The sequence below is a fragment of the Salmonella sp. SAL03688 genome (assembly GCF_046551895.1).
GTDB lineage: Bacteria > Pseudomonadota > Gammaproteobacteria > Enterobacterales > Enterobacteriaceae > Salmonella > Salmonella enterica.
In genome coordinates this window covers 212450-226518 of sequence record NZ_JBGDVI010000007.1, presented here as the reverse complement: position 1 = coordinate 226518, position 14069 = coordinate 212450, and the positions used below count along the sequence as shown (strand labels likewise).

Annotated in this window: 13 protein-coding genes, 2 tRNA genes and 1 rRNA gene; 9 read left to right on the top strand and 7 right to left on the bottom strand. The window is 53.5% G+C overall.

The features are described 5' to 3' along the window. From rrf to dkgB, 3 genes are all read left to right on the top strand, one after another. Nucleotides 1-91, top strand: a 5S ribosomal RNA gene (gene rrf, locus ACLJR2_RS10220); the annotation flags it as partial. Nucleotides 92-282: 191 nt separating this feature from the next. Next, nucleotides 283-359 (top strand) — tRNA-Asp (locus tag ACLJR2_RS10215). A 164-nt stretch (nucleotides 360-523) separates the two neighbouring features. Then, complete coding sequence (dkgB, locus tag ACLJR2_RS10210) at nucleotides 524-1327, top strand: 2,5-didehydrogluconate reductase DkgB (RefSeq protein ID WP_000154864.1); 804 nt, start codon at nucleotides 524-526, stop codon at nucleotides 1325-1327. Nucleotides 1328-1348: 21 nt separating this feature from the next. Here dkgB and yafC read toward each other — a convergent pair whose 3' ends face one another. Beyond that, nucleotides 1349-2263: a DNA-binding transcriptional regulator YafC gene (yafC, locus tag ACLJR2_RS10205; protein WP_000648541.1), complete on the bottom strand. Its 915-nt coding sequence runs from the start codon at nucleotides 2261-2263 to the stop codon at nucleotides 1349-1351. Between the two features lie 104 nt (nucleotides 2264-2367). On the opposite strand from yafC, the gene ACLJR2_RS10200 reads away from it, so the two are divergent. From ACLJR2_RS10200 to ACLJR2_RS10190, 3 genes are all read left to right on the top strand, one after another. Next, a complete protein-coding gene (locus ACLJR2_RS10200) occupies nucleotides 2368-3543 on the top strand; it encodes an MFS transporter (protein WP_001127535.1) in 1176 nt (391 codons plus the stop codon). Nucleotides 3544-3674: 131 nt separating this feature from the next. Further along, complete coding sequence (locus tag ACLJR2_RS10195) at nucleotides 3675-4475, top strand: endonuclease/exonuclease/phosphatase family protein (protein WP_001230970.1); 801 nt, start codon at nucleotides 3675-3677, stop codon at nucleotides 4473-4475. A 77-nt stretch (nucleotides 4476-4552) separates the two neighbouring features. Next, a complete protein-coding gene (locus ACLJR2_RS10190) occupies nucleotides 4553-5323 on the top strand; it encodes a class I SAM-dependent methyltransferase (protein WP_000207236.1) in 771 nt (256 codons plus the stop codon). Between the two features lie 55 nt (nucleotides 5324-5378). Here the strand turns inward: ACLJR2_RS10190 and mltD are convergent, their stop codons facing one another. Both mltD and gloB read right to left on the bottom strand, forming a co-directional pair. Then, nucleotides 5379-6746 (bottom strand): murein transglycosylase D, encoded by a 1368-nt coding sequence (mltD, locus tag ACLJR2_RS10185; RefSeq protein ID WP_000644706.1) that lies wholly within the window; start codon nucleotides 6744-6746, stop codon nucleotides 5379-5381. 71 nt (nucleotides 6747-6817) lie between these two features. After that, entirely contained in the window at nucleotides 6818-7573 is a 756-nt protein-coding gene (gloB, locus tag ACLJR2_RS10180) for a hydroxyacylglutathione hydrolase (RefSeq protein WP_001052779.1), read from the bottom strand. A gap of 34 nt (nucleotides 7574-7607) precedes the next feature. On the opposite strand from gloB, the gene ACLJR2_RS10175 reads away from it, so the two are divergent. Continuing rightward, nucleotides 7608-8330, top strand: coding sequence for a class I SAM-dependent methyltransferase (locus ACLJR2_RS10175; protein ID WP_000801238.1), 723 nt, complete (start codon nucleotides 7608-7610; stop codon nucleotides 8328-8330). Here ACLJR2_RS10175 and rnhA read toward each other — a convergent pair. Further along, nucleotides 8327-8794, bottom strand: a complete 468-nt coding sequence (gene rnhA / locus ACLJR2_RS10170) for a ribonuclease HI (RefSeq protein ID WP_000917868.1) — start codon at nucleotides 8792-8794, stop codon at nucleotides 8327-8329. The genes ACLJR2_RS10175 and rnhA overlap by 4 nt on opposite strands. 63 nt (nucleotides 8795-8857) lie before the next feature. Here rnhA and dnaQ point away from each other — a divergent pair, with 63 nt between their 5' ends. Both dnaQ and ACLJR2_RS10160 read left to right on the top strand, forming a co-directional pair. After that, complete coding sequence (gene dnaQ / locus ACLJR2_RS10165; RefSeq protein ID WP_001670675.1) at nucleotides 8858-9589, top strand: DNA polymerase III subunit epsilon; 732 nt, start codon at nucleotides 8858-8860, stop codon at nucleotides 9587-9589. Between the two features lie 133 nt (nucleotides 9590-9722). Beyond that, nucleotides 9723-9799, top strand: a tRNA-Asp gene (locus ACLJR2_RS10160). Nucleotides 9800-10117: 318 nt separating this feature from the next. On the opposite strand, the gene ACLJR2_RS10155 is transcribed toward ACLJR2_RS10160, so the two are convergent. The 3 genes from ACLJR2_RS10155 to tssF are packed head-to-tail and all read right to left on the bottom strand — an operon-like array spanning nucleotide 10118 to nucleotide 14059. Then, nucleotides 10118-11173 (bottom strand): ImpA family type VI secretion system protein, encoded by a 1056-nt coding sequence (locus ACLJR2_RS10155; RefSeq protein WP_000367619.1) that lies wholly within the window; start codon nucleotides 11171-11173, stop codon nucleotides 10118-10120. Between the two features lie 10 nt (nucleotides 11174-11183). After that, nucleotides 11184-12179, bottom strand: a complete 996-nt coding sequence (gene tssG / locus ACLJR2_RS10150) for a type VI secretion system baseplate subunit TssG (RefSeq protein ID WP_000145235.1) — start codon at nucleotides 12177-12179, stop codon at nucleotides 11184-11186. Further along, entirely contained in the window at nucleotides 12176-14059 is a 1884-nt protein-coding gene (tssF, locus tag ACLJR2_RS10145; RefSeq protein ID WP_000371487.1) for a type VI secretion system baseplate subunit TssF, read from the bottom strand. Before tssF ends, tssG begins: the two co-directional genes overlap by 4 nt. Nucleotides 14060-14069: the final 10 nt, after the last annotated feature.

Here is a 14069-nt window from a genome sequence, read left to right as displayed (position 1 = left end):
CACCTGACCCCATGCCGAACTCAGAAGTGAAACGCCGTAGCGCCGATGGTAGTGTGGGGTCTCCCCATGCGAGAGTAGGGAACTGCCAGGCATCAAATTAGAAGTATGGCATTAACTTTCGGGGCAGTTCACTACTCGACAGAGAGTAGGACAAAAGCGAAAGCTTTTGAACGTTGCGAAGCAACGGCCCGAAGGGTGAATCACGAAGTGATTCATAAACTGCCAGGCATCAAATTAAGCAGTAAACTGATGTAAAAATCAGTGGTTGTAAAAGAATTCGGTGGAGCGGTAGTTCAGTTGGTTAGAATACCTGCCTGTCACGCAGGGGGTCGCGGGTTCGAGTCCCGTCCGTTCCGCCACTTATTAAGAGCCCTGAGCATTAGCTCAGGGCTTTTTCTTTGCATGTCATTTAATTATTGCTCAATTCGCAAAAATCCTCTGCATTTCTCGCTCTTTTTCTGCAAAGCGCTGAAGGTCATAATCCCCTCAGTTAACGAACATAGTGATTAAAAAGAGGAATTCTATGACTATCCCTGCATTCGGTTTAGGTACTTTTCGCCTGAAAGACGACGTGGTTATCGCTTCTGTTAAAACGGCGCTTGAACTAGGCTACCGTGCTGTCGACACTGCGCAAATCTATGATAATGAAGCGGCTGTTGGACAGGCGATTGCTGAGAGCGGCGTACCGCGTAATGAGCTGTACATCACCACCAAGATCTGGATTGAAAATCTTAGCAAAGACAAGCTAATCCCAAGCCTGAAAGAGAGCCTGAAAAAACTGCGTACCGATTATGTCGATCTGACGCTGATCCACTGGCCATCTCCGGGTGATGCCGTGCCTGTCGAAGAATTTATGCAGGCATTGCTGGAAGCTAAAAAACAAGGGCTGACTCGCGAAATTGGCATTTCAAACTTCACCATTCCGTTGATGGAAAAGGCTATTGCCGCGGTGGGCGCAGACCATATCGCCACCAACCAGATTGAGCTATCTCCGTATTTGCAGAGTCGTAAGGTGGTTGACTGGGCGAAAGCGCACGGTATCCATATCACCTCTTACATGACGCTGGCATACGGTAAGGCGCTGAAAGATGAAGTGATTGCACGCATTGCGGCTAAACATAATGCGACCCCGGCGCAGGTTATTCTGGCATGGGCTATGGGTGAAGGTTACTCGGTGATCCCTTCATCCACCAGGCGTGAAAACCTGGCAAGCAACCTGCTGGCACTGGAACTGCATCTGGATGCCGAAGATAGAGCAGCGATCGCGGCACTGGACTGCAACGACCGCCTGGTTAGTCCGGAAGGTTTGGCCCCTGAGTGGGATTAATTGCCTGACCCTTTGTACCCTTTACCCCTCTTTCACAGCTCCTGCGGGGGCTGTTCTTATATATTCGCTCAAAAAGTCGATAAATGCCCGAATGCGTGTGCTGACGGCGCGATCGCTGTAGTAAACGGCGCTGAAAGGCATTTCTACCGGCAGACGTTTATCGGCCAGCAGTTCCACCAGTTCTCCCCGCGCGATCTCTTTATCAATCATATAATCTGAAAGACATGCAATGCCGTTACCGTTCAGGCAAAGTTGTTTTAACGTTTCCCCGCTATTGGAAGAAATCCCACATTTGATCTCATGGAGCTGCCCATCGCTACAGGCAATCGGCCAGGTATTGAGCGAGATGGGTTCAGAAAACCCCAGGCACAGATGCCGTTTTAACTCTTCAACGCTCTCAGGCTTGCCAAAGCGGGCAATATAGTCAGGTGAAGCGATAATCTTGCGATAGCTGGTAAATAACGGACGCGCGCGCAGACTTGAATCTGTCAACGTGCCTGCGCGTATCGCAACATCCACTTTTCGTTCAATAAGATTGATGAACGTTTCTGAGGAGACAAGAGACAACGTCATTTCCGGATACCGTTCACGAAAAGGTTTAATCAGCGGCATCAGGAAATGCAGCATTACCGGCGTTGCCGCATCGATACGCAGTAAGCCGCGCGGGGTATTACGCGACTCCATGATTTCCGTTTCTGCGGCGGCCATTTCTTGTAGTATCTGCTGCACGCGCCTGAAGTATCGCTCTCCTTCTTCAGTCAGGCTCAGTTGCCGGGTCGTACGATTAAGTAGACTGACGCCGAGCTTCATCTCCAGCTTTTTAACTGCCCGGCTGACAGCGGAATTGGCCTGTCCAAGCTGCTCTGCCGCCCGGCTGAAGCTGCCGCTTTCCACGACAGCGACAAAAATTGCAAGTTCTTCGGAGGTGGCTTTCATTTTTGCTCCTGAAGCAAAATTAAATTGATATTTTGGCTATTTTTGTCATTAAAACATCCAGGCATACTGCGTGTCATCTGATTACTGCTGTTATGGAGTTATGTATGCCTCTCGCTTTATTTGCACTGACAATAAGTGCTTTCGCTATCGGTACGACTGAGTTTGTGATTGTCGGCCTGGTGCCGACCATTGCTCAACAACTGGCTATCTCGTTACCTTCCGCCGGAATGCTGGTTTCAATCTATGCGCTGGGTGTGGCTATTGGCGCGCCGGTGCTAACCGCGCTGACCGGACGCCTGCCGCGTAAACAGTTACTGGTCGCGCTGATGGTCTTGTTTACGGCGGGGAATTTGCTGGCATGGCAGGCACCGGGCTATATGACATTAATCGTCGCCCGTCTGCTGACGGGCCTGGCGCACGGCGTGTTCTTCTCGATTGGATCTACCATCGCGACAAGTCTGGTGCCAAAAGAGAAAGCGGCTTCTGCTATCGCTATTATGTTTGGTGGCTTAACGGTAGCGCTGGTCACGGGCGTGCCGCTGGGAACATTTATCGGTCAGCATTTTGGCTGGCGTGAGACCTTCCTTGCGGTATCACTGTTAGGCGTGATTGCGCTGATGAGCAGTCAACTGCTGATCCCTGCCAATATTCCCGGTCGGGCGGCCGCCAGCATTCGTGACCAGGTGAAAGTACTGACTCATCCTCGTCTGTTACTGATTTACGCCGTTACGGCGCTGGGCTACGGCGGGGTATTCACGGCATTCACCTTCCTGGCGCCGATGATGCAGGATCTGGCGGGATTCTCCCCGGCAGCAGTAAGCTGGATCCTACTGGGTTATGGCGTATCTGTGGCTATCGGCAATATCTGGGGCGGTAAACTGGCGGATAAGCATGGTGCCGTGCCGGCTCTGAAATTCATTTTCGCCGCGCTGTTTGTTCTGCTGATGGTCTTCCAGGTGACGGCTTCCACGCAGTATGCCGCGCTGGCTACCATTCTGGTGATGGGGATCTTTGCCTTCGGTAACGTACCGGGGTTGCAGGTCTACGTGGTACAGAAAGCGGAACAATTCACGCCTAATGCGGTAGATGTGGCGTCAGGTCTGAACATTGCGGCGTTTAACATTGGTATTGCGCTGGGCTCCGTGATCGGCGGGCAAACGGTGGCGCATTACGGTTTGGCGCAGACGCCGTGGATTGGCGCCCTCATTGTTCTGGTGGCTTTCCTGCTGATGGGTGTCAGCGGACGTCTTGATAAACCTGTACGCATTGCTCTGGAGTAAATTATTGATGTAAGCGCCTACTTACAAAACAAACTGCAATTGTTCGTTGAAAGTGAGTGCTAAAATCCCTATAACAGAAGAACCAGTCCGGTTGAGGACTGGTTGACGTTACAGAGGTTTGAAAGTCAAAAGTGCGAAAAAACACCTATGCGATGCGCTATGTTGCCGGACAGCCCGCCGAGCGGATTTTGCCGCCAGGGTCGTTTGCGAGCATTGGCCAGGCATTGCCCGCCGGGGAACCGCTAAGCAGTGAAGAGCGGATCCGTATCCTCGTGTGGAATATATTCAAGCAGCAGCGAGCCGAATGGTTATCGGTGCTGAAGAACTACGGCAAAGATGCGCATCTGGTCCTGTTGCAGGAGGCACAGACGACGCCTGAACTGGTACAGTTTGCCACCGCTAACTATCTTGCCGCCGACCAGGTCCCCGCTTTTGTATTACCTCAGCATCCGTCTGGCGTCATGACGCTGTCTGCCGCCCATCCTGTTTACTGCTGCCCTTTACGGGAAAGAGAACCAATTTTACGTTTGGCGAAATCAGCCCTGGTGACGGTATATCCCTTGCCGGATACCCGTTTATTAATGGTAGTAAATGTTCATGCGGTAAATTTTAGTCTGGGCGTGGACGTATACAGTAAGCAGTTACTTCCGATCGGCGACCAGATTGCGCACCATAGCGGCCCTGTCATTATGGCGGGTGATTTTAATGCCTGGAGCCGCCCACGTATGAATGCGTTGTACCGCTTTGCACGTGAGATGTCGCTGCGCCAGGTGCGTTTCACTGACGATCAGCGCCGTCGTGCGTTTGGACGACCGCTGGATTTTGTTTTTTATCGTGGGTTAAACGTGAATGAAGCCTCCGTACTGGTGACGCGCGCTTCCGATCACAATCCGCTACTCGTTGAATTCAGTCCCGGCAAACCTGAGCAATAAAGGTGCGTCAGGTCTGCCGTGGGGCAGGCCTCTTCGGGTGCTGCCCTCTATTTTTCTCATAACAGAAGGGCACTACCATGACAACGCATTCCCATCATGACAATGTTGAAAAGCAGTTTGGTTCACAGGCGAACGCCTATTTACATAGCGCCGTTCACGCATCGGGTCGTGACTTAGCGCGGCTGGCGCAAAGGCTGTCTGATTTTTCCCACGCGAACGTACTGGATATGGGATGTGGGGCTGGACACGCGAGTTTTGTCGCTGCGCAACATGCCAACTCGGTCGTGGCATACGATTTATCCGCCAGCATGCTTGAGGTTGTCGCTGGAGCGGCGGAAGAAAGACATTTAAGTAATATTACTCTCCGCCAAGGCTATGCCGAAAAACTGCCCTTTGAAGATGCATCGTTTGAGGTGGTGATTAGCCGCTATTCCGCGCATCACTGGCACGACGTTGGTCAGGCATTGCGTGAGGTTTATCGTGTATTAAAACCCGGCGGCGTGCTGATTATCATGGATGTCATGTCGCCTGGACATCCTGTACGCGATATCTGGCTGCAAACGGTGGAGGCGTTACGCGACACGTCGCATGTCCGTAACTATTCCAGTGGCGAATGGCTGGCGATGGTCAATAATGCGATGCTGGTAACGAATACCGTGATAACCGATCGTTTATCGCTGGAGTTTCGCTCATGGGTAACGCGGATGCGTACGCCAGCGCCGTTGGTTGAGGCGATTCGATTATATCAGGCGAGCGCCCCGGTAGAGGTGAAGCGTTATTTTGAGTTGCAGGATGACGGCTCGTTTAGCAGCGATACTATCATGCTGGAAGCGCATAAAGCGGTATAGCAATTTAAAAGGCGCCGGGGGAAGCGGCGCCTTTTGGCTTTTTCGTCGGACAATATCAGGAGTCTGGCGTGCTATTGTCCTTCACAAACAACGTAAGCTGATCGCCCGGTTGTAGATTATCCGTATCATGGTTCCAGCGCATCACATCTTTGATATTTACCCCGTGACGTCTGGCGATACTGGAAAGCGAATCGCCTTTACGGACACGATAGGTAATGCTATCGCTATTGTTTGCCAGTCGTTGTGCGCTGCTGCCAGCGCCTACGGTCAGGCTTTGCCCGATTTTCAGGCGCGAACCACGCAGGTTGTTCCACTGCTGCAAGTCCTTCGTGCTTACGCCAAGCCGCGAAGCGATACCGGAAAGCGTATCGCCAGAGCGCACCTTATAGCTACGGCTATTCAACGGCGTATTGTCGGCGATCAGTTGGGACTGAACGGCGTCAATCTCACCGGAAGCCAGCGACTCACGCAACTGCTCGGCATGCTTTTTGGGCACCATAACATATTGCGGACCGCTTACGCCTAAGGTAGACCCTTTTACACCGGCATTAAACGTCTTCAGCTTGCTGATAGACATGCCCGCCATATCCGCAACCTGGGCCATTTCAACTGGACTGTTTAAACGAACTCGTGCCAGCGCTCGGCTTTCATCTGTTGTTGGCAGACGTACGCCGTAGCGTTTGCTGTTTTTGAGAATTTCACTCAATGCCAGCATCTTAGGTACGTAGAGTTTCGTTTCTCTGGGCAAAGAAAGCGACCAGAAATCCGTCGGTTTTCCACGCGCTTTGTTTGCTTTAATTGCCCGCATAACACGGCCTTCGCCGCTGTTATACGCTGCAACGGTTAACAGCCAGTCGCCGTCAAACATTTTGTTCAGACGCTGCATCATGTCTAACGCGGCGGTCGTAGAGGCTACAACATCGCGACGCGCGTCATAATTACGGGTCTGCTTTAAACCATAATTGCGCCCTGTGCTCGGTATGATCTGCCAGATGCCTGCGGCATTGGCGCCAGACGTTGCGTGAGGATCAAAAGCGCTCTCCACTATGGGTAGTAGTACCAGCTCCATAGGCATGTTACGTTTCTTAACCTGCCCCGCTATCCAGTACATATACGGCTCTGCCCGTAAAGTTACATCGTGGAGATAGCTCTTATTGCGTAAATACTTCTGTTTCTGTTCGCGAATCCGGCTGTTTTCCGGAATTCCCATCTTTAGCTCGTCGCCAATGAAAGCCCACAAGTCCTGATCTGGCGCGATAGACGTTCCGTCGTCCATCCATCGTGCCTGACTCGTAAACTTTCCTGCTTCCCCTTGACCAGCTGCAGAAAGGCTCTGTGCGTGCTGTTGGACGTTGCCAGTGTTCTGAGACGTCTGGCACCCCACAAGCAGGACAGAGGCGAGTAATATCGCTTTTGCCTTCATGTGTGTGTCAATAGTTGCTTAAAAGACGACCGATCATAACGGCGAAGTTAGCGAATGACAAGTAAGAATTATCAGAACGTGTCTTTCTTTGACCTTAACCATGCAAAACGCGCTTCTGGTTGTTGCAATATTGTTTCTTTGTTTATTTCGTTAATTAAATCAATATCTTCAGTTCTTAAAAAAAGATTAATCTTACGCTCATTTTTAAGAATAACGGGTAATGTCATTTGTTTTTTTACACGTAACTCTTTAACTTTACGATAATATTCATTTATGAACGAATCGTGCGGAAGTATGCTCAATGCGAACTTAATGTTAGCTAAAGTGTATTCGTGAGCGCAGCAAATGAGTGTGTCGTCAGGCAGAGAGTTAATTTTCATAAGTGACTGATACATCTGTGATGGCGTGCCTTCAAACAGTCGACCACAGCCGCCGGAAAACAGCGTGTCGCCGCAGAATAAGTAAGGGTGGCTAAAGTAACAGACGTGTCCTAACGTGTGGCCCGGCGTGGCAAAAAGAGTAAATTTCTCGCCTAAAACGCGAATAGTATCGCCATCGCCAACAAGATGGGTTGCTCCCTTGTCTTGCGTTTCCACCGGTCCATAAACCGTCATTTGCGGGAAGTGTTGCAACAGCTCTTTGACTCCGCCAACATGGTCGTGATGGTGATGCGTCAGAAAAATCGCCTCCGGCATCCACTTATGTTCAGCAATGGCCTTTAAGACGGGGGCCGCTTCGCCGGGATCAACAATCACACAGCGGCCTTCATCATTGGTCAGCACCCAGATGTAATTGTCCTGAAATGCGGGAATACTGTTAAGATTCATATATTACCTCTCAAATAATTAGCGGAAGGTTGCGATGAAACCGGCAAGGCTCTCTCAAACTGTCGTTGCGCCCGGATGTTGGGGTGAGTTGCCCTGGGGCAATTACTACCGTGAGGCGCTGGAACAGCAGCTAAATCCGTGGTTTGCAAAAATGTATGGTTTCCATTTGCTTAAAATCGGTAATTTAAGCGCAGAAATCAATTCCGAAGCGTGCGCGGTCTCTCATCAGGTGAATGTTTCATCGCAGGGCTCACCGATGCAGGTTCTGGCCGATCCGCTACATCTTCCTTTTGCAGATAAATCCGTCGATGTTTGTCTGCTGGCGCATACTTTGCCGTGGTGTACCGACCCGCACCGTTTATTGCGGGAAGCCGACCGCGTATTGATTGATGACGGTTGGCTGGTCATTAGTGGATTTAACCCGCTGAGTTTGATGGGGTTACGTAAACTGGTACCCGTTTTACGTAAAACACCGCCCTATAATAGTCGGATGTTTACCCTTATGCGGCAACTGGACTGGCTGTCTTTACTCAATTTTGAAGTGCTACATTATAGCCGTTTTCATGTCTTACCCTGGAAAAAGCAGGGGGGGCGGCTTTTAAATACGCATATCCCGGCGCTGGGCTGTTTACAGCTTATTGTGGCCCGTAAGCGGACCATCCCGCTTACGCTTAATCCGCTGCGACATAATAAAAGTAAAACCCCTATCCGCCAGACCGTTGGCGCCACCCGGCAATATCGCAAACCGGATGGCTAAGCCTCCGCCTGGTAGCCACTATCTTCCTGCGTGGGGTTCATTGCCGCGGCGCGCGCCAGTTCATCACAACGCTCGTTTTCGGGATGGCCTGCATGGCCTTTGACCCATACCCATTTGATCTGATGCTGACCTAACGCAGCATCGAGACGTTTCCACAGATCGACATTTTTTACGGGTTTCTTTTCCGCTGTTTTCCAGCCGCGTTTCTTCCAGTTATGAATCCATTGGGTAATTCCTTGTCGCACATATTGACTGTCGGTGCTCAATGTCACTTCGCAATGTTCTTTTAACGCTTCAAGCGCGACGATCGCCGCCATCAGTTCCATACGGTTATTGGTGGTCAGCATGTAACCTTCACTAAACGTTTTTTCATGACCGCGATAGCGTAAGATAGCGCCATAACCGCCAGGCCCTGGATTCCCCAGGCAAGAGCCATCGGTGAAAATTTCTACCTGTTTAAGCATCTCTGGTAGACTTCCTGTAATTGAAATCGATAACAAAACGCAAGTCTGACATAAATGACCGATATGAGCACTGCAATTACACGACAGATTGTCCTCGATACCGAAACCACCGGTATGAACCAGATAGGCGCGCACTATGAAGGTCACAAGATTATTGAGATCGGTGCGGTTGAGGTGATAAACCGTCGTCTGACCGGCAACAATTTTCATGTTTACCTGAAGCCGGATCGGCTGGTGGATCCGGAGGCGTTTGGCGTACACGGTATTGCCGATGAGTTTCTGCTGGATAAGCCGGTTTTTGCTGATGTGGTCGATGAGTTTCTTGATTATATCCGCGGCGCGGAGCTGGTCATCCATAACGCATCGTTCGATATCGGCTTTATGGATTATGAGTTTGGTCTGCTTAAACGCGATATTCCTAAAACCAATACTTTCTGCAAAGTTACCGATAGCCTGGCGTTGGCGCGGAAAATGTTCCCCGGCAAGCGTAACAGCCTTGATGCGCTGTGTTCGCGTTATGAGATAGATAATAGCAAACGTACTTTGCACGGCGCATTGCTCGATGCCCAGATCCTTGCCGAAGTGTATCTGGCGATGACGGGCGGACAAACGTCCATGACGTTTGCGATGGAAGGAGAGACGCAACGGCAGCAAGGTGAAGCGACCATTCAGCGAATCGTTCGCCAGGCCAGCCGGTTACGGGTCGTTTTTGCCTCTGAGGAAGAGCTGGCTGCGCATGAATCGCGGCTTGATCTGGTGCAGAAAAAGGGCGGAAGTTGCCTTTGGCGGGCGTAATTTATTCCTTTTTAGGCTATAAAAATCATCCTTCGGGCGATTTTTGCAGCAACTGATTCAAAAGGTGAGAAAAAGCGTTGACGGGCGACACCGCAAACCGTAATATTCGCCTCGTTCCCAGCGGGAACATCACGGAGCGGTAGTTCAGTTGGTTAGAATACCTGCCTGTCACGCAGGGGGTCGCGGGTTCGAGTCCCGTCCGTTCCGCCAGATACAAATCTCAGGGTGTTTTTATACATCCTGTGAAGTAAAAAAACCGTATCACTGTAAAAGGGATGCGGTTTTTTTTTGTCTTCAGCAGTGCCACCGCCTATCGTGGAATCTGACGCAAATGGGCCTACGCCTGGATGACGAACAGGATATTACCGCCACTTCTTTCACTGTCATGGTTATTTTGTCCCACTGACATTTAAGGCGCGGCCTCATGGCGGTGCTTAACCGGGATCGGGACATGTTCAGCGCAGAAGCAGACTGCGTAATGTTGATGTCACTCAGATAATCACGGAGAACCGCCAGACATGCGCATCATCACTCCAGGGCATCCCACTTCTCCAGCAACTCCACCGGGATCTCATTGATCACCTCCGAGAACCGTTTTCCCACCAGTCTTTCAGCCTGGCGTAACAGTGGGATGGTCGGGCTACTGGGTTCACTGCTCTCAAACCAGCGACGAATACACCGCAGGCGTTCCAGCGCATCATTACGATCGCGAATTGGCCCCGGTTCAGCATTGTGTGGGAGGGATATACCGGGTGGCGCGTTGACAGGCGGCACATCCTCTGCCCGTGCCGGAACGGCATTATCCATAACCGTGCCTGCGGGGTCTGGCACTGGCGCTGGCGACGGAGGGATTTCCGGTGTGGTTGTCTGTACCACGTCAGGCAGCAGCGCTAACAACTGCCGCAGGCGTGAAAAATCTGGAGCCAGATCGCCTAATGTCTCACGCGCCCACACTTGCAGGCGTTCTGCGCTTTCCTGCGCTTCGCGAAACGCTGCCAGCGGTAATGCCCCACGGGCTTCGAGGTCGGCCAGTTGCTGGCGGACGGATTCGGGGGCCAGCGCATCAGCCGGGCGAGGGGCGGATAACGCGCGCTCGACATCCCGTACCTGCAGGCGCAGGGCGGCGCTGTTTGACAGCGTGATACCGCGAATGTCTGCCATCACGCCTTCGTGATCCAGCAGCGCCGCCAGGGCATTACTGCGCGCCAGCGCCGCATCTTCAATAGATTCTGCGGATGCGCCTTCGCCGGTAAGCAGCTGTGGATGGAGTGCATCGGACCAGATTACGCTCAGTTCTGCCAGTTGCGTGAGCATTTCCGCCAGTCCCTGTGCGCCAGCCTGCTGGATGCGACTGCGCAGCAGCAGGATCAACACCCGGATATCCTTACTGCGCGTGAGCAGACGGCGCGCATCACGCTCAATTTCCGGCCAGTTCACGGCTTCCGGCGTACTGACAAAATCACCATATTGCGCCTCCGCCTGGGGGGCGGCGCGACTGAACAGCAGCAGGTACTCCGGATCGTACTCCGGATCGGGGCCGCAGGGTTGTTCCGCGCTTACCGGTTTAGTCAGGGACATGTCCATATCATTACTCTCAGTGGGTTAAGCCGTGTTCAGGTTCAAAAATCATGCCTGTCACCGGACGGTCATGCATGGCTTTACCTGCCCAGGCCGTCCAGCCAAGCCGCTGCGCGCCGCCGATCACCGCAGGCGGTGCGGCATGGGGCTTCAACTGCAGCTCAATTTCCCAGCAATATTCAAAACCGATGAACGTACGCACCAGTTCTGTCAGCACGGGCAGATTGTTGCCGCCGGGCAGAAAACGCAGGTAATCCTCCAGCGTGAGCGGGCCGATAATTAGCCGGAATTTGTACTGCATATCCGGTACGGCCTGGCCGATAAGCGCCCCGTTGCCCAGCACCGAAGACTGCGCGGGCGTGCCCAGACGGGTGATTTCATCATCCGCCACCGTTATCCAGTGCAGGGCGAACTCTTTCACCGCAAAAGGCACGCTGAAATAGTGCGCCAGCGTGGCGGCCAGCCCGTCAGGATTGCGCGATTCGCGTACCAGATGGGCGGAGGCCGCCAGGCGAACATGATCTGACAGCGGGCTTTCGGCGCTTTCCCGTAGATCCTGCCCGCTGATACTGGCGATATAAAACGCAAAACGGTCGTGTTCCGGTTTGTCCAGCCCGCCACCAGCGGACTGGGCGCTGCGCCATGCCTGCCAGAACTGCGTCAGCCAGCGGTGGTGAAAAATATTGGAAAAATGAACCAGCGTCGGATCGTGACGACTCTCTGAGCGGTTTAGTGCCAGCTCGGTATAGTGCAGCGGCAACGGGCCGTTTGGCCCCCATAGTCCGAGGCTGTACAGGCTCAGGTGCAGGCGTCCATCCTGCCAGCTGACCTGGGCGATTTCCCGTGGCGCAAAGGTCATCGTCGGCGTCTGTCCCAGACGGAATTTTTCCATCCGTGGCTGCCAGATACTGCCTGCCGGAGTATCACAGAGCTGGGCATCCACGCGCCGCATCAGGTTCAGGAATCCGTAACGCCAGGGGGTTTTCTGCGCCTGGTCGAGAGCGCCGGTCATACGCTCCCCCGTTGCCCGGTTCTGACCGGCCAGGTCATGACATGCCCGCGTTGCATCGAGTGCAGCGTCATCTGCGAGAAGGTATTAATGGAAACATGGCGGGCAATATAGTGTTCCAGCACCAGACCGAACAGGTAAGGACTGATACCGGAAAATCCCTCTTCGTCCACGGTCAGTTCGCAACTGACGCCCCGGCCATAGACTAACAGGCCGGAGCCGGGCAGGCGGCGGGTCACCGGGGTGGTTTTGCAGCCAATCAGGCTGCGCACCTGGCGCGACTGCGGGCTGTCGTGAGCCGGGATAAACAGATTCAGCAGATCGCGCAGCGCCTGGCCGCCGGTGCGGTGATCCAGATCGGCCAGCGGCAGATAATTAAACGACAACTGCCGGATCAGCCGCCAGGCCATTTCGCGTTCAGCCAGCGGCGGCTGCGGCGGGCGCGGCGGTCTGATAAGACCCACGCCCGCCACCGGAATCGCCGCATCTACGGTCAGATCATCCCGGCCATTACGTGGAATAAGGCAGGGCAGATCGCGGTTAGTCACCATTGCCGTGACGGTGATATGGCGCAGATTTTCCGGGTAGGGCGCTTCATGCTGATCAACCAGCGAGAGGAAGACTTCCGAGCCGGTATAGGGGGTTCGGGTGCCATAGCGGCGGGCGCTTTCTGACGATCGGCGCGGCTCACGACGCAGTGAAAAATAACGCCCGTGGTTGCCTTCGTCATTATTACGGGTGTGATACAGCGGACGAAAAATCATCTTCCGTGTGGTTTCCGCTTCCAGGCCTTCGACTTCCTGGACAGAAAACACCTCGTAATCCAGCGGACGGGTACGATCCACCACCAGATGCTGTTCCGTCACGCTGTGAGTGACTTCAATCCGGGTGGTGGTGCGGGGAAACAGGTTGATCACCGGCGTACAGAACAGGCTGAACTGTGCGGCGTCCGTCTGATGAATCAGCCAGTCCGGCGGCAGGCGGTTAAGCAGTATGACAATTTCCGCCACATTGCCCTGCACCTTTTGTAACCCGGCAGACAATCCGGTCGGGGTGAAGAAGTAAAACCGTTCCGGACAGGCGAAAAATTCATGCAGCAGATTATGGCCGTGAAACACGTTCCAGGCGAGCGGCAGCAGCCCCTGCCCTGGCTCCAGCCCTTCGTGCGCCACCGGGTGTTGAAGATTCACATTCAGTTCGCCGTCAAAGTGACCGGGTTCACCGGCCAGTGTGGCGACGGCGCTGGTATGCAGCAGCTCAAACAGGTGTGACGCAATGCGTTCTTCGCCGCAGAGGTAAAAGGGCAGCCGTGCCGGACCGGCCAGCTCGCTGAAAGTCAGTTCCCCGAAGGTTCGCAGGGTGATGCGCAATGCCCCGGCGACATGAATATTAGGCGGCAGATAGCGGTGCAGGGCGGGCATATCCGGCGGCGCGGCGGTCAGGCGTACCTCCTCGATGGAAAGCGGCCACAGCGTGACGTCCTGGCTGCTGCGAAACTGGCAGGCGGTATTTTCGCCTTCCGGGATGGGGGAAACGAACGCGGTATCGCGCGGCACGGTGACCCCTTTCGCCAGGTCGCCTTCCTGCGTATCGGGATACAGCTTTACCACTGCCATCGATGGCGTGGGGGTGACGTAATTGGGGCTGACGACTTCCAGTAACCGCTGTGTGAAGCGGGGAAACTCGGCGTCAATTTTTAGCTGAGTACGGGCGCTCAGAAAGCTGAACGCCTCGATCATGCGTTCCACATACGGGTCGGCAATATCGCTTCCCTGCATCCCCAGTCGGGCGGCAATTTTGGGATGGAGGGTGGCGAACTCAGCACCGGTCTCCCGCAGGTAGCTCAGTTCGCGGTTGTAATACTCCAGTAGCCGTGGATCCATGAATAATGAC